This window comes from Stenotrophomonas sp. SAM-B, from assembly GCF_013387485.1.
GTDB classification, from domain to species: Bacteria; Pseudomonadota; Gammaproteobacteria; order Xanthomonadales; family Xanthomonadaceae; genus Stenotrophomonas; species Stenotrophomonas maltophilia_AA.
Genome location: NZ_JABBXB010000002.1, coordinates 91,986 through 107,474 on the forward strand (window position 1 = coordinate 91,986; position 15,489 = coordinate 107,474).

The 15,489-nt window shown below is 66.2% G+C and carries 16 protein-coding genes; 3 read left to right on the plus strand and 13 right to left on the minus strand.

What is annotated here, in order from left to right:
* Positions 1-106 precede the first annotated feature (106 nt).
* Positions 107-802 carry a thermonuclease family protein gene (locus tag HH110_RS04640; protein WP_176988584.1) on the plus strand — a complete coding sequence of 232 codons (696 nt, stop codon included), beginning with the start codon at positions 107-109 and terminating at the stop codon, positions 800-802.
* Positions 803-807: 5 nt separating this feature from the next.
* On the opposite strand, the gene HH110_RS04645 is transcribed toward HH110_RS04640, so the two are convergent.
* The 5 genes from HH110_RS04645 to HH110_RS04660 all read right to left on the minus strand — a co-directional run bounded on the left by HH110_RS04645 (position 808) and on the right by HH110_RS04660 (position 5,266).
* Positions 808-1,170: a hypothetical protein gene (locus HH110_RS04645; RefSeq protein ID WP_176988585.1), complete on the minus strand. Its 363-nt coding sequence runs from the start codon at positions 1,168-1,170 to the stop codon at positions 808-810.
* 54 nt (positions 1,171-1,224) lie between these two features.
* Positions 1,225-1,350 carry a hypothetical protein gene (locus HH110_RS19490; RefSeq protein ID WP_275134968.1) on the minus strand — a complete coding sequence of 42 codons (126 nt, stop codon included), beginning with the start codon at positions 1,348-1,350 and terminating at the stop codon, positions 1,225-1,227.
* Complete coding sequence (locus HH110_RS04650) at positions 1,347-2,459, minus strand: PepSY domain-containing protein (RefSeq protein ID WP_241696409.1); 1,113 nt, start codon at positions 2,457-2,459, stop codon at positions 1,347-1,349. The genes HH110_RS19490 and HH110_RS04650 overlap by 4 nt, the downstream gene beginning before the upstream one ends.
* Before the next feature lie 26 nt (positions 2,460-2,485).
* The gene (locus HH110_RS04655) at positions 2,486-4,624 is read right to left on the minus strand and encodes a TonB-dependent siderophore receptor (RefSeq protein ID WP_176988587.1); all 2,139 of its coding nucleotides are present in this window, start codon (positions 4,622-4,624) and stop codon (positions 2,486-2,488) included.
* Between the two features lie 93 nt (positions 4,625-4,717).
* Positions 4,718-5,266 (minus strand): DUF805 domain-containing protein, encoded by a 549-nt coding sequence (locus tag HH110_RS04660; protein WP_241696410.1) that lies wholly within the window; start codon positions 5,264-5,266, stop codon positions 4,718-4,720.
* A 196-nt stretch (positions 5,267-5,462) separates the two neighbouring features.
* Here HH110_RS04660 and HH110_RS04665 point away from each other — a divergent pair, with 196 nt between their 5' ends.
* The gene (locus HH110_RS04665; protein WP_342589217.1) at positions 5,463-6,344 is read left to right on the plus strand and encodes an NAD(P)/FAD-dependent oxidoreductase; all 882 of its coding nucleotides are present in this window, start codon (positions 5,463-5,465) and stop codon (positions 6,342-6,344) included.
* 17 nt (positions 6,345-6,361) lie between these two features.
* On the opposite strand, the gene HH110_RS04670 is transcribed toward HH110_RS04665, so the two are convergent.
* Entirely contained in the window at positions 6,362-6,763 is a 402-nt protein-coding gene (locus tag HH110_RS04670; protein WP_176988588.1) for a hypothetical protein, read from the minus strand.
* A 191-nt stretch (positions 6,764-6,954) separates the two neighbouring features.
* Here HH110_RS04670 and HH110_RS04675 point away from each other — a divergent pair, with 191 nt between their 5' ends.
* A complete protein-coding gene (locus HH110_RS04675) occupies positions 6,955-7,641 on the plus strand; it encodes a class I SAM-dependent methyltransferase (RefSeq protein WP_176988589.1) in 687 nt (228 codons plus the stop codon).
* A 51-nt stretch (positions 7,642-7,692) separates the two neighbouring features.
* Here HH110_RS04675 and HH110_RS04680 read toward each other — a convergent pair whose 3' ends face one another.
* The 7 genes from HH110_RS04680 to HH110_RS04710 form a co-directional block, all read right to left on the minus strand.
* The gene (locus HH110_RS04680) at positions 7,693-7,863 is read right to left on the minus strand and encodes a CsbD family protein (RefSeq protein WP_019184192.1); all 171 of its coding nucleotides are present in this window, start codon (positions 7,861-7,863) and stop codon (positions 7,693-7,695) included.
* A 147-nt stretch (positions 7,864-8,010) separates the two neighbouring features.
* A complete protein-coding gene (locus HH110_RS04685) occupies positions 8,011-8,754 on the minus strand; it encodes an SOS response-associated peptidase (protein WP_176988590.1) in 744 nt (247 codons plus the stop codon).
* A gap of 23 nt (positions 8,755-8,777) precedes the next feature.
* Entirely contained in the window at positions 8,778-9,737 is a 960-nt protein-coding gene (locus HH110_RS04690; RefSeq protein WP_176988591.1) for a cation diffusion facilitator family transporter, read from the minus strand.
* 88 nt (positions 9,738-9,825) lie between these two features.
* Positions 9,826-10,206: a response regulator gene (locus tag HH110_RS04695; RefSeq protein WP_176988592.1), complete on the minus strand. Its 381-nt coding sequence runs from the start codon at positions 10,204-10,206 to the stop codon at positions 9,826-9,828.
* 146 nt (positions 10,207-10,352) lie between these two features.
* The gene (locus HH110_RS04700; protein ID WP_176988593.1) at positions 10,353-12,776 is read right to left on the minus strand and encodes a hybrid sensor histidine kinase/response regulator; all 2,424 of its coding nucleotides are present in this window, start codon (positions 12,774-12,776) and stop codon (positions 10,353-10,355) included.
* Positions 12,769-13,242 carry a response regulator gene (locus HH110_RS04705; RefSeq protein WP_176988594.1) on the minus strand — a complete coding sequence of 158 codons (474 nt, stop codon included), beginning with the start codon at positions 13,240-13,242 and terminating at the stop codon, positions 12,769-12,771. Before HH110_RS04705 ends, HH110_RS04700 begins: the two co-directional genes overlap by 8 nt.
* Complete coding sequence (locus HH110_RS04710) at positions 13,239-15,476, minus strand: ATP-binding protein (RefSeq protein WP_176988595.1); 2,238 nt, start codon at positions 15,474-15,476, stop codon at positions 13,239-13,241. Before HH110_RS04710 ends, HH110_RS04705 begins: the two co-directional genes overlap by 4 nt.
* Positions 15,477-15,489: the final 13 nt, after the last annotated feature.

Below are 15,489 nucleotides of genomic sequence, written 5' to 3' on the forward strand. Positions count from 1 at the left end.
TCGGGAGTGAAGGACTGTCGATGTAGTCGGCCGTCCTGTCTCTGCTTCCGCTAAAGTGCTCGGCCCTGTTTTAACTGGCGCTCGCTCCCGGGCGTGCACGTGAAGGATGTTGTTGTTGATGGTGGTGAAAGGTCTGGTGGTATTGCTTTTGGTTTTTGCTTCGGTTCCTGGTGTGGCAGCAGAGCTGGTCGGCCGCGCGACGGTCACGGACGGGGACACTCTCACCGTGGCGAAGCAGCGCATCCGCCTCTGGGGCATCGACGCTCCGGAAAGCGCGCAGCAATGCACCGCCCAAGATGGGCGCACTTGGCCCTGTGGGCGTCGGTCAGCCGCCGCGCTGGACGGCTATCTGCTGGAAAAAACCGTTCGTTGCCAGCCCAAGGACACCGACCGCTACGGCCGGGTGGTGGCGGAGTGCTTTGTTAAAGGTACGTCGGTCAATCGGTGGATGGTGCGCTCCGGTTGGGCGGTCGCGTATCGCCAGTACGCCACGGCATTCATCGCAGACGAGGCCGACGCACGCCAGCACCAGCGGAACCTCTGGCAGGGGCCGTTTCAGATGCCAGCGGACTACCGTCGCAGCAAGCGTGAGCAGACGGCACGACACGCCCCGGTAGCCTCGCAGCCGGCGCCGGGCGGATGCCGCATCAAGGGCAACATCTCCCGCCAAGGCAAGAAGATCTACCACGTGCCCGGCCAGCGGGACTACGAGCGCACGAGCATCGACCCGAGCCACGGCGAGCGAATGTTCTGCAGCCCTGCGGATGCACTACAAGCAGGGTGGCAGCCGGCGAAGCGCTGAGCTTCTCAGACCCTCCCATGCAGGCGGCGGCGCAACGCCCCGGCTGCCGCCGCGATGGCCATCGCAGGCACCGCCAGTACCAGTGCGTACACCAGGCCGGCGAGCAACAACGGGCCAAAGCCCGAGACCACGGCCACCACCGGCACCTGCAGCGCCATGAGCAACAGTCCCCATAGCCATGCCTTGCGGGGAAAGCAGGCGCCTAGAACGGCGGCGATACCCAGTGCGATGGGATAGACGACGGTCCAGAACGCAGGCGCGTCCCAGGGCTCGCCGCCTGGTGTCCGCCAGGCCACCAGCACCCAGAACACCACGCCGACCTTCAGCGTGACAGCGCCTGCTGCAAGAAGGTTTCCCGTCATCCGCATCGTTGCTCTCCTGCGCGAACATCCAGCATGCCATTGTTCAACGGGGGAGCGCGTCTACTTCATTGCCTCCAGCGGCACCAGCGCCGCCCACACCAGCAGCAGTGCCAGCCACGGCCAGCGCCAGCGACCCATGCCGTGCCACGCTGCGCGCCAGGGGCCGGGCAGTTTGTCCTGACTCATGTCTGCCGCCTTTTAGCTGCCGATCGCAGCGAATCCACTGTGCGAAGTCCGTAGAGATACACGCCGGTGAAGCACAGCCCTGTCACCAGCGTGCCGGCCAGCAACCACAGCAGCCGGATGGGCCACCCACCGAAGCTGCCGAAGTGCAGGGGATCGGCCATTTCGGCGATGCGCTGATGGACCCCCAACGCACGGCCGTCATGCATGCCGATTACGTGCCCGGTGCGCAGGTCCACGGCAATGTTGTTCGCCCGCTCCCGCACCAGCCAGGCGTCGGCCTCGCCCATGAACAGGATGCTGCCGCCATCGCGTGCGGGGATGGCGCCAAGGATCCGAAGGCTGGGCCATTGCTGGCGGACGGTCCGAACGGCAGCGTCTACGGCGACCGGGTCTACGGCGGCAACGCGGTCATCGCCCTTGGCCAATTGCATGGTTGGTGCGGCCGGTGCATCGCCGCCGAGGGATTCGATCAGATACCACGCCCCGGTCAACCCGATCAGCAGCAGAAACCAGAGTGACCACACCCCGGCCAACCGATGCACATCCCCCCACAGGCGGCGCGGTCGCGAGGCGTCAGGCCGTTTGAAGAAACCGCGCCACCACTTCTTGTAGATGTACAGGCTGCTCAACAGCGACAACAGCAACGGGATGGACAGCGCCGCCACCAGTGGCACGCCCCAGGCCACTGGCAGCATCAGGTGGCGATGGGTGTTGCGCAGCAGCCGTTGCGTATTGAACCAGCCCGTGTCGCCGGTCACCTGCGCGGTGTAAGGGTTGATCCAGACAAAGCGTCGCTTGCCGTCGGGTCGACGCATCTGCGCGCGCGCAGCGAACAGGCGCGTGTGGCCGGCGGAGATGCCTTCCAGCTCCCAGTCCGGATGCGCCGTCTGCGCGGCCTGGATGACTGCCCCCCAGCCGGCTTGTTCACCACCATCGGCGACGCGGATGGGGGAATGCAGCAGCCAGTCGATCTCCTGCGAGAATACCGCCAGCGTGCCGGTAAGGCAGACAAAGCCCATGAACAGGCAGAGTTTCAGGCCGAGCCAGCTGTGCAGGTCGAACCACAGCCGCCGTCCACTTCCACTGCGCGCAGGGCGGTTGGGGGGCATTGGCGCAGGCGGGCGCATGGGCAGGCTCAGAAGGAGTACGCAGCTTGCACGTAGACGCGGCGTGGTTCACCCGGGAAGTGGCCGGTGCGCTCGGTGAAGCCACTGGCTGCATAGACCTTGTCGAACAGGTTTTTGACGTTGGCCTGGAACTGCCACTGCTGCCACTGCGTCTTCCAGCTCATGTCGAACACGGTGTACGGCTTTACCCGTTGGCCATCCAGGCTGACGCGCTCATCCACGTAATCGGCACCGAAGCCGATGGCGGAACGGATCGCCGGCAGGTCGTAGCGTGTCCACAGGCCGAGCTTGTTCTGCGGCGCATTGGCGAAGCGGTCACCGGAGGCATTGGTGATGCCGTTGCTGCCGGCATCCTTCACCCGCGCATCGTTGTAGGCGTAGGTCAGGTTGAGTACCCAGCGTTCGGTGACATCGGCCAGCAGATCCAGCTCCATGCCGGTACTGCGCACCAGGCCCAGGGCGGCCAGTTGGTTGACGCCGTCCACGATCTCGCCGGTGGCCTGCACGATATTGCTGCGGTCGATCCGGTACGCGGCCAGGTTCAGGGTCACACGCTCGGCCAGCAGGGATTTCAAACCGACTTCCCATTGTCTGCTGCGCTCGGCATCGAACGGTCCGCCCGACTCGGCGCTCTGGTTGGCCGCGCTCTGGGGCATGAAGCCGCTGGCGATGTTGGCGTAGACATTGACGCCTTCCAGCACGGTATACGTGCTGCCCAGCCGCCAGCTGATGTCGTTGCCGTCCACGCGGGTGTCGGCAATGCGGTCATCGTCCTTGAACCCATCCCAGCGCAGTCCGGCCAGCACATGCCAGCGCGGGGTCAGCGTCAGTTCGTCCTGCAGGTAGCCGCCATAGCGCTTGCTACGCGTGCTCGTGCTGCGCCAGGGCAGGGTGGCCAGGTTGTAGTCGCGCCACGAACTTGCGCCATATGCCGGGTTGAACAGGTCGATGCCCGGCACCGGGCCGGCACCCCGCGCCAGGTCGGCGCTGTTGGCCGTCTGCGCGGTGAAGTCGGCATCCTGCTGGTACACATCGGCGCCGAACAGCACCTTGTGCTCGATGTTGCCGGTGCTGACGCGCCACACCGCGTTGCCGTTGGCGGTAAATGCATCGTTGTCGCGGATCTGGTTACGCAGCTGGCGTGTCATCCATTCGGGCACGCCGTCGCGGTTGCGGTCGATCAGGCCCATCGGCTCGTGGTAGATCTGGTGTTCGTTGTTCTCGAACCAGCGTGCACCCACATCCACATCGAGGTTGCTGCTGGGCGAGAAGCGATACTGCGCCAACGCGACCTTGGCCCGCATGTCGAGAAAGTCGGTGGCTTCGTTGTGGTTCCAGCGACGGTCGGTCAGAAAACTGCCGTTGTCGTCCACCGGCACGCCACGCAGGCGGTTGCCGCCCAGGTTCTGGGTGATGTCGGTGAACTGCAGGGTCAACTCGCCGGTATCGCCCACGTCGAAGGCGAGCGACGCATCACCAATCACGCTTTCGCTGTCCGCGTTCCAGCGCACGCCCTGTTCGGTGTCGCCGTACAGCCCGGCGCGGTAGCGCACGCTGCCAGCGGTGTTCATCGGCCCGGTGGCCTCGATCGACGCAGCCCGGAAATCGTTGTTGCCGGCCTGCAGTTCAATGCGGCGCTCGGGGGTGGCTTTGGGCTTGCGCGTCACGTAGTTGATGACGCCTCCTGCATCGCCGCCGCCATACAGGGCACCGGCCGGTCCCTTCAGGACTTCCACGCGCTCGATGTTGAACAGCTGCGGCACCGAAAAGCCGGCATAGGGGTCGCCGCGCACGCCGTCATACAGGACGTTTTCCTGCCGGAAGCCGCGCAGGGTCACGCCCGCATAGCTGAAAAAACTGATGCCGCTGATGCTGCGGTACAGGTCAGTGATCTGGCGGGCCGCCTGGTCTTCAATCAGCTCACGCGGCACCACCTGGATGGACTGCGGCACCAGCGCCAACGGCGTGTCCGTACGCGTGCCCACCGTGGCGTCGTCCACGCGGTAGAGGGTCTGGGCGCGCCCGAGCACCTGCACGGCGTCCAGCTGGCGCACATCGGGCGAGGGGGGAGGGGCCGCATGGGCCGAAGCGCAGGCCAAGGTCAGGGCCAGGCCCAGGGCAGAGAGACGAAGCGATGGGCGGGTCATCGGGCGCGGGGAGGGATTAGGTGCGAATGAGAAATATTAACATGTAGGGCGAGTGAGGGAGGGTGGTTCGACCAGAGATCCGGGCTGCCTGGCTCATGCGTCCCGTTGCATGAGGTCTGGGTCACGCGCGCCAAAGCGATTCGATCCCGGCGTGGGAGGAAGCAGCATCAGCGGGAAGAACACGAACACGCCCAACGGCACAAGGACGAGAAGCGCCAGCCAACCGGATTCGTCGATATCGTGAAGCCGTCGGATCGTGACGGCAATCAGGGGAATCACCAGGACGGGGGCCAGCAGCGCCGCCAGCACCATGCCCGCAATGACCCATGCGGCACTGTAGGTCCACATCATCAAGGCGTAGCAACCGCCAAGCGCGCTGAAGGCAAGCAGCGCGAACGCCCAGAATTCCCTGCGGCTGGCGCGCCCGGAGAACGTGCTGTAGCGCCTCAGCGGGAGAAGTGCCAGTGCGATGTCGCGGGTCATGCCCGGCCGGCGGAGAGGTGCGGTGGAAAAGATCGATGTCATGCGGGCTTCATCCAAATGGCCTGTCGGCGACACGGCATCGCGCAGATACGTGCTGTCGCTTGCCTTGGGGACAGGTTCTGCGACGCCCAAGGCGGTGCTTGCCCGGTTGTATAGCATGGTGAATTCCAGTGACTGCTGAACTGCCCTGCGGTGGTAGGGGCGCCTCGGTGTCCGGCTCGACGGCCCGCTGTGATGCAGGGGCTCACACGCTGTACGCGCGGCGTTGATCCCGCCTCACGCACTCTGGCGCATTCGTCACTCTGCGAGATCGCAGGACAGCGCCATGGCCGATCGGGCTCCTGATCGTTTGGATGTGATCATCATCGGCGGCAGCTACGCCGGCATGTCCGCAGCGCTGCAGCTGGTCCGCGCCCGGCGCAAGGTGTTGATCATCGACGGGGGAAAACCGCGCAACCGGAATGCGCGCGTCGCCCATGGGTTCCTCGGCAGGGAAGGCCTGCCGCCGGCGGACATTGCCTCCCAGGCCCGCGACGAACTGCTGCGCTATCCCACCCTGACGTGGCTCACCGATACAGCGGTGTCGGCACAGGTGATCGATGACGGCGGGAGCTTCCAGGTCAATGTCGAAGAGGGCCAGACCTTCGTGGCGGATCGAGTGATCCTGGCCCACGGGGTGACCGACGACCTGCCCGACATCGACGGCATCGGCGAACGCTGGGGCAGGAGCGTTTTTCATTGCCCGTACTGCCACGGCTACGAGGTGTTCGAAGGGCGAATCGGTGTGATTGGCTGCGCGAAGGATGGCGGCGCGGCCCAGGCCCTGTTGCTCTGCGACTGGGGTCGGATCACGCTGTTCTGCAGCGAGGCATCCGCCAGGATCGATGCAGAGCAGCATGCACGGCTGGAGGAGTGCGGCGTCGTGATCGAATCGGCGCGGGTGACGCGCGTGGAAGACACCGCCACGGTGGTGCTCGCCGATGGGCGGCGGGTGGAGGTGGATGCGCTCTTCATCTCGCCGCATTCGCGGCTGTCCACGGATCTCGCCGGGCAGCTGGGCTGCGAATTGAAGGATGGCGGCTGCATCACCACCGATTCGGCCAAACAGACCACGGTGCCGGGCGTGTTTGCCTGCGGCGATGCGGCCCGGATGGCGGGCAGCATCGCGTTGGCAGTGGGCGAGGGCGCGCTGGCAGGTGTAGCGGTGCACCACTCGCTGATGGGGTTGCTGGAGTAGCCGGTGCTCGAACCCGCTCAGCCGGCGGGGGGAATCAGCTCGGCGGGGAGCAGGACCTGCACGGGGAGACGCTGCGTGTTTCCAGGTGCAGGCGTGTAGCGCTCCACGAAGAAGCCACGCGCAACGATCGGTGCTACGGGATCATTCTCCGCGCAATCCGTGCACTCCGCGCTGATGACGGTGCCCGTGCTGTCGATCCGGACCGCGTAGGTCTTGTTCCAGGGAACGGCCTGCCTGTTCATTTCAGGCGGCACGATGATGTCCATGCCGGCGGCTTCGGCGAGGGGAAGGGACGTCGCGTGGTCATAGATCCAGTAGTCGCGGAGCTCCTTCGTGCCCTTCAGAACGGGACCGTCGCTGGCCGCGGCGGCAGGTACGAGGGCGGCGCCCACGAGCAATAGCAGGATGTGTCGATTCATTTCAGGCGCTCCTTATCTGACTGCCGGTCCGCCGTGACGGCAATGACAGTGCCGTCCTGGCGGGCATCACTCGCGTCGAGTGTGTTGATCCTACTGAAGGCACACCGGTCCAAAATGTCAGAAAAGTCTGAAATCACGATTTGAATGTAACAACGGATGTTACATTTAAGACCCCAAGGTCTGGTGGTCGCATGTCCTTCTCTGATCCCGATGCCGTCGCCCAATACGCCGACAATCTGGTTCGCCAGGTGCCCGGCGTTCACGCGCTGCACCAGATGACCCACGTCCTGCTGGCCGAACACGTGCCAGCGCAGGGTCGCGTATTGGTCCTGGGGGCGGGCGGTGGCATGGAGCTGAGGGCATTCGCAGAAGCGAGTCCCAGCTGGTGCTTCACCGGCGTGGATCCCTCCGCCGAGATGCTAGGGCTGGCGAAGCGTACGCTGGGAGTCGAGCTGTCCGCCCGCGTGGACCTCATCGAAGGCTATATCGACAGCGCGCCGGATATCGCGTTCGATGGCGCCACCTGCTTGCTGACGCTGCATTTCCTGTCAGCGGAAGAGCGTCTGCAGACGCTGTGCGCACTGAAGCGTCGCCTCAAGCCAGGTGCACCATTGATCATCGCGCACCACAGCGTGCCGAGCGATCCGTTGGAGAAACACAGGTGGTTCCAGCGCTGGGCTGCGTTCGTAGCGGCGCGCGGTCTGCTGGGAGAGACGGCAGCTGCACGTGCCGACAGCATCGCCAATCGGCTGCCCACGTTGTCGCCGGAGCAGGAGGTCGCGATGCTGGAGGAAGCGGGATTCGAGCGGCCGGGTCTGTTCTATGCCGCGCTGTCATTCCGAGGTTGGGTGGCGTATGCCGGCGATGCACACGGCTAGCCTCCCACTGCTCTCTGCCCGGGTCGGGCCAGAGAGCGGTGGGGTCAAGACTCAGCGGCGAGCGTCATCCCGCGCCTTGCCCACGTCGCTTTGGACTTCGCCAACACCCTTCTGGATCTTGCCTTCCACTTCCTTCGTCTTGTCGCCGGTGACCTTGCCCACGACTTCTTTTACGGTGCCCTTGACCTGGTTCTTGGCGCCTTCAGTGCGATTCTTGTCCATGGTTGACTCCACGATTGGTTAGAGAGACGGCCCGTGTTGCTGGGCATCTCCACCCTGACGGGAAGGCGGTGGCGCGAAGGTGAAATCCGCCGCGCGCGCGGAATCCGTTCAAGAGCCGGAAAGGTTGACGCTCACGCGCGCTGCACGTCATTCATCCGCATCGCGCTCGTCCCCTCCATCGCCGTCCCACTCCTGCGCCTCGGCGATTCCTGCTGCGGCATCCGGATCGACAGGTTCCAGCAGCGTGTAATCGTCGCGCGCGGGATCGCGGAAGGCACGGCTCACGGGATACGCCTCCAAGGCCGGCCTGGACGCTCGGGCACTCAACGCCGCGGGCGTTTTGAAAGCACCGCTGAGCCAGTCAAGCGCCGTACCGGCATCGATGAAGATCGGTCCATCCGGGGTCAGTGGCGAAGGGATCGCGGTGTTGGGGCCGGTCAATACGGTGAAGCTGTCCAGCTGCTGGCCGTCGTCGCCTTCCCAGTGCTCCCAGAGACCCGCCGCCAGCAGGGCCAGGCCATCGCTGCGCTGCACGAACAGCGGCCACGGCGGTCGGCGCTGCCGGTCCCATTTGTAATAGCCGCTCAGGGGCAGCACGCACGGGCGCTGCGCCCACGCCTGCGCGTAGATGCGGCTGCGGGGCGCGCGATCCAGGCGGGCGGTGACGGTCGTGTAGGGCGTGGCCGGTTCCTTGGACCAGCGCGGCACCAGGCCCCACACCATGTCGGCCACCGCGATCGAACCATCGTGGTCACGCGCGAGCACGGTCGCGATGCCGGCCTTGCCGATGTTGTAGTGGTCCGGCGCGGTCGCCAGCGCGCGTGCCAATGCGGCGGGAAGCCCGTCTGGCAGGGAGGCGGTATCCGCGATGGCTTGGGCGAATCGACGCATGCGTGGTGCAGTGTCCAGTGTGCTCAGTTGTCGGGATGCGGCTCCCCGAGCGCCGCACGTCGTGCCTGGAACACCTCCGGCGTCTGTGGCTTGACGAACAACGCCACCAGCTCGGGGTACTCGGCCTTCACCGCCTTCTCGATCCGCGTGATGCACGCCTCGATCTGCGGCGTGGTGCGATCATCTTCGAATTCCGCACTCAGCATCGCCACGACCTGGTCCGGGCCCATCTGCATCGTGGTCACGCCATTGGCGCGTCGCAGATCGGCATCGGAGGTGGCCACGGCGAGGATGCGCTTGGCCACGCTCGGGTGCGCCGGCTCGCCCACCAGCAGGCCCTTGGTTTCGCGGGCGAGCAGGAAGGCGGTGACGGCCAGCACGCCGGCGATGCAGAGCGAGGCCACGCCATCCAGGATCGGCATCTCCAGCATCTGCGCGGCGAGCAGGCCGACCAGCGCGAAGCCCAGGCCGAGCAGGGCGGCGCTGTCTTCCAGCAGCACGGTGAACGTCGAGGGATCCTTGCTGCGGCGGAAGGCTTCGAAGTAGCCCAGCGAACCCTTGGTGGCGCGGAACTCGCGCAGCGCGATCCACCACGAGGTGCCCTCGAACACGATCGAGACGCCGAGCACGATGTAGCTGATCAGATGGTTGGTGGCCGGCTCGGGATTGCGGATGTGCTGGATGCCTTCGTACGCCGATACACCGGCGCCGGCCGCGAACACCAGCAGCGCCACGATGAAGCTCCAGAAGTACAACTCGCGCCCGTAGCCGAAGGGATGCAGGGTGTCCGGCTTCTGCTCCGCGCGGCGCAGGCCATACAACAGCAGCAGCTCGTTGATGGTGTCCACCAGGGAGTGGACGCCCTCGCTGAGCATGGCCGAACTGCCGGAGATGCCGGCAGCGACGAACTTGGCGATGGCGATGGCGAGGTTGCCGGCGAGGGCGGCATAGATGACGAGACGGGAGCCAGTCGGCTTGGCCATGGCGGTCGGCGGGAGCGGGGAGGGTGCGCGCATCATCGCCAACGGCGCGTCCCGGGCGCGTGCACGCGGCCGACCGCGCCCGCTGCGCTCAGAGCAGCGACCGCACCGAACTCACCAGCTGCTTGAGCGTGAAGGGCTTGCGCAGCAGTTTGATGTCGTCGCTGCGGAAATCGGGACGGGCACCCGCAGCCCCGGCGTAGCCGGTGACCAGCAGGATGGGCATGGCCGGGTGCAGCGTGGTGGCGATGGTGGCCAGGTCGCGGCCATCCATGCCGGGCAGGCCGACGTCCGATACCAGCAGATCGAACGGGCCGTCGCGCTTGAGGCACCCCAGCGCGGTCTCGGCGTCGGCGACGTCGAGGACATCGAAGCCGTCGTCGCTGAGGATGTCCTTGGTCATCTCCCGGATCGGTGCGTCGTCTTCAACCAGCAGGACGCGGCATCGCGGGTGGGTACGGGCAGCACTCATTGCGGGTGGAGATCCTCGTGGCGTGCAGCCACCTGTGCGGATCTCCACCTTAGCGCCCGTGCGTGTTAGCCGGCCGTGCATCGCACGCCTGCCCGGCGTCATGACGGCCGGGAGCGCCTGTCAGGGTTCCCGCCTGGCTCGGGGCCTCAGTTCAACGCGGCACCGCTGTGGGCGGCGCTTTCATCCTGCAGCGAGGTGCGGATGGAGTGCGCCAGGTCGCTGCGGGTGAACGGTTTGGCCAGCAGGGCGATGCTGCGGCCGACCGTGCCGCTGGCGTCGATATCGCGCGGATACCCCGAGGTGAACAGCACCCGCAGGCCGGGCTTGCGGGCCAGCGCTTCCTTGGCCAGCGCCCAGCCGGACATGCCCGGCATCACGATGTCGGAGAACAGCAGGTCCACGCGCACGTCGGTCCGGTCCAGCAAGCGCAGCGCGGACGGGCCGTCATGGGCTTCGAGCACGCGATAGCCCAGCTGGCGCAGGGTATCCACGGTATAGGCACGGACATCATCGTTGTCCTCGGCGACCAGGACCGTCGTTTCCTCCTCGACCTCGAAGGCGTCCAGCGCCTGGGCGTCGGCCATGCGGGTACTGGGCAGGGCGGCCGCAGAACGCGGGAACAGCAGCGTGATCGTGGTACCGGTGCCTTCGACGGAATCCAGCAGGACGTGCCCGCCCGACTGCTTGGCGAAGCCGTACACCATCGACAGGCCCAACCCGGTGCCGCGGCCCACCTCCTTGGTGGTGAAGAACGGCTCGAACACGCGCGCCATCACCTCCGGCGACATGCCCTGGCCGGTGTCGCGCACGCGGATCATGGCGTACTGGCCGGGGGGAACATCGGGATGCTGTGCCGCGTAATCCTTGTCCAGGTGGATGTTGTCGACCTCGATCGTCAGGCGACCGCCCTCGGGCATGGCATCGCGTGCGTTGACCGCGAGGTTGAGGATCGACGCCTCAAGCTGGCTCGGATCGATCTCCACGCACCAGATGTCCGGGCTGTGCAGCATGTCGATCTGCACCAGTTCGCCCAGCGACCGCTTGAGCATGTCCTGCATGCCGCGCATCTCTTCGTTCAGATCGACCGGCATGTTCTTCAGCGGCTGGCGGCGCGAGAACGCGAGCAGGCGCTGGGTGACGTTGGCCGCGCGCATGACGCCCTTCATGGCGTTGTCGAGCGCGCGCGAGGAATTGCCCGCCGTGTCGCCGAGCCGGTCGGTCAGCATCTTGGCGTATTCGATGTTGCCGGCGATCACGGTCAGGATGTTGTTGAAGTCATGCGCGATGCCGCCCGTCAGCTGGCCTACCGCCTCGATCTTCTGGCTGTGCCGGAGCGCTTCCTCGGCCTGACGGCGCGCGGTGGTTTCGACGGCCTCGGAGACGACGGCGGTGATCCGCGCCTGATGATCGAACAGGGGCCGGAACGAGAAGTCGAACGTGCGCTTGCCGGTCGGCAGGCGCAGCTCCAGCTCATGGCGGGAGGCGGTGCCGGCCGCGGCCTCCAGGATGGCGGTGCAGACCACGCCCGGCACGCCGGGCGTGTCGGCGAACCACGCGGATTCGCAGTAGAGGTTGCCGCGCACGTCCTGCTTGTCGGCCAGGATGGCGGCCAGCGAGGCGGAATTGGTGTCGATGATGTAGCCATCGAGCGTCAGCAGGTTCTGGTGCTGGAAGCTGGATTCGAACAGGGCCTGCAACCGGCTTTCGCTGCGGTGCAGGGCCGAGGTCCGCTCATCCACCTGGCGCTCCAGCGATTCGTTGCTGGCCTTCAACAAGGCCTGCGCCTGCTTGAGCTCGCTGATGTCGCGGGCCATGGCGTAGTAACCCACCACCGACCCGTCGGGGCCCAGCTCGGGCACGCAGTCCACCTGTGCATGGCGGGGGGCGCCGTTGCTGCGCAGCGACAGCATGTCGAAGCTCACCTTCTCACCGGCCAGTACGCGATCGAGATGCTGCTGGATGCCGTTGAAGCTGTCCTCGCCGATGATCTCGCGCGTATGCCGGCCGACCACGGTGTCCGGGGTCAGCCCGTGCCACTCGAAGTAGGCATTGTTGGCGAAGCGGTAGCGGTGGTCGTGGCCGAAGTAGGCGATCAGTGCCGGCAGGGAATCGGTGATCAGTTTCAGCCGCTGGTGGCTGTCACGCAGCTCGGCTTCCACGCGCAGCAGCCGGCGGCGCTCCTGCGCCTCCTGGATGGCCCGGACGACCGCATCGGGGAGCCGCTGCAGGCGCGACTTGACCACGTAATCGCGCGCGCCGCGCTTGAGCGCCTGCACCGCCAGCTCTTCGGTGAGCGTGCCGGAGACGAAGATGAAGGGCGTCTCGGGCGCGATCTCGCTGGCAAGCGTGAGGGCCGCGTCGCCATCGAAGCCCGGCAGCACGTGGTCGGCCAGGATCACATCGAAGGAGGCCGTGGCCAGGGCGTCGAGCATGCCCTGGTGCGACCAGGTGCGCTCGGCCGTAAACGGCAGGCCGGCGCGCCGCAGCTGCGCGCTGATCAGCTCTGCATCCAGTGCGCTGTCTTCGACCATCAGGATGCTGATGGTCCCTGTTGTGGCAGCCTCAGCCATCGTGTCTGCTCTTCCCGCCGAACAGCGTGCCGTTCGGCGGCGGCTGGTTGGTGATGCCCCAGAACATGCCCAGCCCCTGGATCGCCTCCAGGAATTCCTTGAAATCCACCGGTTTGACCACGAAGGCGTTGACGCCCAGTTCGTAGCTGCGGATCAGGTCCTGCTCCTCCCGCGAGGAGGTCAGCATCACCACCGGGGTGCTGCTCAGGGCGCGGTCGGTGCGGATTTCCTTCAGCACTTCCAGGCCGTTGAGCTTGGGCAGCTTGAGGTCCAGCAGCACGACCACGGGCCCGCCGTGCATGGCCCCTTCGTAACGTCCCTGGCAGCGCAGATACTCCAGCGCTTCCACGCCGTCGCGCACATGGGTCACGTCGTTGAGCAGCTGGCAGCGCGCAAGCGCCGCCATCGTCAGTTCGGCGTCTTTCGGGTTGTCTTCTACGAGCAGGATCGGTCGCAGATCTCTCATAGGTGGTCTCCAGCAGCAAAGGGAATGGTGAAAAAGAAGGTCGCGCCGGCGCCAACCTGGCCCTGGGCCCAGGTGCGGCCGCCATGGCGGGTGATGATGCGGTGGACGTTGGCCAGGCCGATGCCGGTGCCTTCGTACTCATCGACGTGGTGCAGCCGCTGGAACACCCCGAACAGCTTGTCCACGTAGCGCATGTCGAATCCGCAGCCGTTGTCCTTCACGAAGAAGACATCCTCGGTGTCCGTGCGTTCGTGTCCGATCCCGATGCGGGGCTCGGGCGTGTCGCGGGTGAACTTGATCGCGTTGGCCAGCAGGTTCTGCCAGACCAGCCGCAGCATGCCGGGGTCGGCCAGCACCTTGGGCAGTGGTGCGATCTGCCAGTCGATGGCGCGGCCGGTGTATTCCATGTCGAGCTTGTGGCGCACGTCATCCACCAGGGCCGTCATCTCCATCGCGATCTGGCCCATGGTCGAGCGGCCCATCTGCGAAAAGCTGAGCAGGTCATCCACCAGCGTTCCGGCCGATTTTGCCGACTCCACGATGGTCTCGAGGAATCTCTTTTCTGAATCGTTCAATCTCTCGCCGGCCGAGGACCACAGCAGTTCCGAGTAGCCCACGATGTGGCGGAACGGCGCGCGCAGGTCATGGCTGACCGAATAGGAGAATGCTTCGAGCTCCTTGTTGCTGCGCAGCAGCTGCTCGTTCAACGCGGCCATTTCCTCGGCCTTGCGCAGCACGATGTCCACGATCGCGGCGCGCAGCTCCAGCGAGGCATCGCGGTCCACCTCGTTCCAGGGCAGCGACTGCTCGCGCACGGTCTGCTTCCAGCCCTCGAAGGAGGTCCGCGGCGACAGGGGCTGACCGGTCTCTTCCTTGCGCGGATCGCCGCCCCAGCGCACGGTGCGGACCACCTCCGGCCGGAACCAGATCACGAAGCTGTCGTGGAGCTGCGAGATGGAGATGGCCAGCACGCCACTGGCGACGCCGGCGAAGGCCTCTGCCTCTTTCCATCGCTGCGGCAGCGTATCGGTGCAGAAGATATCGCCCTCGATCTGCTGCGCCGTCAGCCACTGGACCAGCTGCATCACCTGGCGCTGGCTCGGGCAGTCGCCGTGCAGGATGCATTCCCCACGGTGCACGATCGCCGCGCCCGTGGAGTGGGTCAGCGCGAGCAGGCTGTGCTGGTCGCGCCCGAGCGCGGCCATGAAGTCGGTATCGCCGGCCATGCGCCCGAGCAGCCGGACCTGGATCGCCCGGCGCGCGACCCGTTCTTCGATCAGCACCGCGCGCTGCTTCAGCGCAATCTGCAGCGACAGGATCTGGCCGATGAACTCGCAGGCCGTGCGCACGTGGTAGGGCACCCGGCGCGCGACCTGGTTGTGGCAGGAGATCAGGCCCCACAGCTCGCCCTCGCACAGCACCGAGACCGACATCGACGCACCGGTCCCCATGTTGCGCATGTACTGCAGGTGCACCGGCGAGACACTGCGCAGCATCGCCGGGCCCAGGTCCGTGGGCGGCGCGTCGGCGCTGGCCGGCAGGCGCACCAGCGGCACGGGGGTGTAGTGGCTGTCGGCGATGAGCCGCACCCGGTTCTGCCGGTACAACTCGCGTGCCTGCGCGGGGATGTCCGATTCCGGGAAGCGCAGGTCGAGGTAGGAGGGCAGTACGGTATTGCGGTCTTCGGCCACCACCGCGCCGTTCCAGTCCGGGTCGAACTGGTAGAGCATCGTGCGATCGAAGCCGGTCAAGGCGCGGATGTGCTCGGCGGCGAGCTCGCACAGCGCCTGGGTGGTGGGCGCACGCTCGATGGCGGCCATGAAGCGGCGGATCGAGGGGTACAGGTCTTCCAGCGAGCCCGGCTCACCCGGCACCGGCGCTTCCAGTTCGATGATGATCTCATCGCCGATCCGGTGCGCCACGGTGTGGTGATGGCCCGCGGTGCCCACCTGGTGCGTTCCCAGAAAATGCGAAGCGCCTTGCTCCAGCGCTTCCAGCAGCGGCCTGCAGTGGGCCAGGGTACCGCCGAGCACCGCCTCCAGAGAGTGCCCCAAGGGGTCGCCGAGCGCCTCGATGAGGTCCGGTTGCGCGACTGCACGGGCGTTGACCGTCAATGTCAGGTGATCGAGGACCAGGATCAATCCGTAAGGCTGGATCGCGCCGGGGGTACGGATCGGCTCACGCGCGCAGCTGGACAGCTCCAAGGCGCTTGCGCCGGAATTCCTCGAGGACATTCATTGACTCCTG

Excerpts from the sequence above, each read along its gene's own strand:
- HH110_RS04640 (WP_176988584.1), top strand. The coding sequence starts at position 107 with ATGTTGTTGTTGATGGTGGTGAAAGGTCTGGTGGTATTGCTTTTGGTT.
- HH110_RS04645 (WP_176988585.1), bottom strand. The coding sequence starts at position 1,170 with ATGCGGATGACGGGAAACCTTCTTGCAGCAGGCGCTGTCACGCTGAAG.
- HH110_RS19490 (WP_275134968.1), bottom strand. The coding sequence starts at position 1,350 with ATGAGTCAGGACAAACTGCCCGGCCCCTGGCGCGCAGCGTGGCACGGC.
- HH110_RS04650 (WP_241696409.1), bottom strand. The coding sequence starts at position 2,459 with ATGCCCCCCAACCGCCCTGCGCGCAGTGGAAGTGGACGGCGGCTGTGG.
- HH110_RS04655 (WP_176988587.1), bottom strand. The coding sequence starts at position 4,624 with ATGACCCGCCCATCGCTTCGTCTCTCTGCCCTGGGCCTGGCCCTGACC.
- HH110_RS04660 (WP_241696410.1), bottom strand. The coding sequence starts at position 5,266 with ATGCTATACAACCGGGCAAGCACCGCCTTGGGCGTCGCAGAACCTGTC.
- HH110_RS04670 (WP_176988588.1), bottom strand. The coding sequence starts at position 6,763 with ATGAATCGACACATCCTGCTATTGCTCGTGGGCGCCGCCCTCGTACCT.
- HH110_RS04675 (WP_176988589.1), top strand. The coding sequence starts at position 6,955 with ATGTCCTTCTCTGATCCCGATGCCGTCGCCCAATACGCCGACAATCTG.
- HH110_RS04680 (WP_019184192.1), bottom strand. The coding sequence starts at position 7,863 with ATGGACAAGAATCGCACTGAAGGCGCCAAGAACCAGGTCAAGGGCACC.
- HH110_RS04685 (WP_176988590.1), bottom strand. The coding sequence starts at position 8,754 with ATGCGTCGATTCGCCCAAGCCATCGCGGATACCGCCTCCCTGCCAGAC.
- HH110_RS04690 (WP_176988591.1), bottom strand. The coding sequence starts at position 9,737 with ATGGCCAAGCCGACTGGCTCCCGTCTCGTCATCTATGCCGCCCTCGCC.
- HH110_RS04695 (WP_176988592.1), bottom strand. The coding sequence starts at position 10,206 with ATGAGTGCTGCCCGTACCCACCCGCGATGCCGCGTCCTGCTGGTTGAA.
- HH110_RS04700 (WP_176988593.1), bottom strand. The coding sequence starts at position 12,776 with ATGGCTGAGGCTGCCACAACAGGGACCATCAGCATCCTGATGGTCGAA.
- HH110_RS04705 (WP_176988594.1), bottom strand. The coding sequence starts at position 13,242 with ATGAGAGATCTGCGACCGATCCTGCTCGTAGAAGACAACCCGAAAGAC.
- HH110_RS04710 (WP_176988595.1), bottom strand. The coding sequence starts at position 15,476 with ATGTCCTCGAGGAATTCCGGCGCAAGCGCCTTGGAGCTGTCCAGCTGC.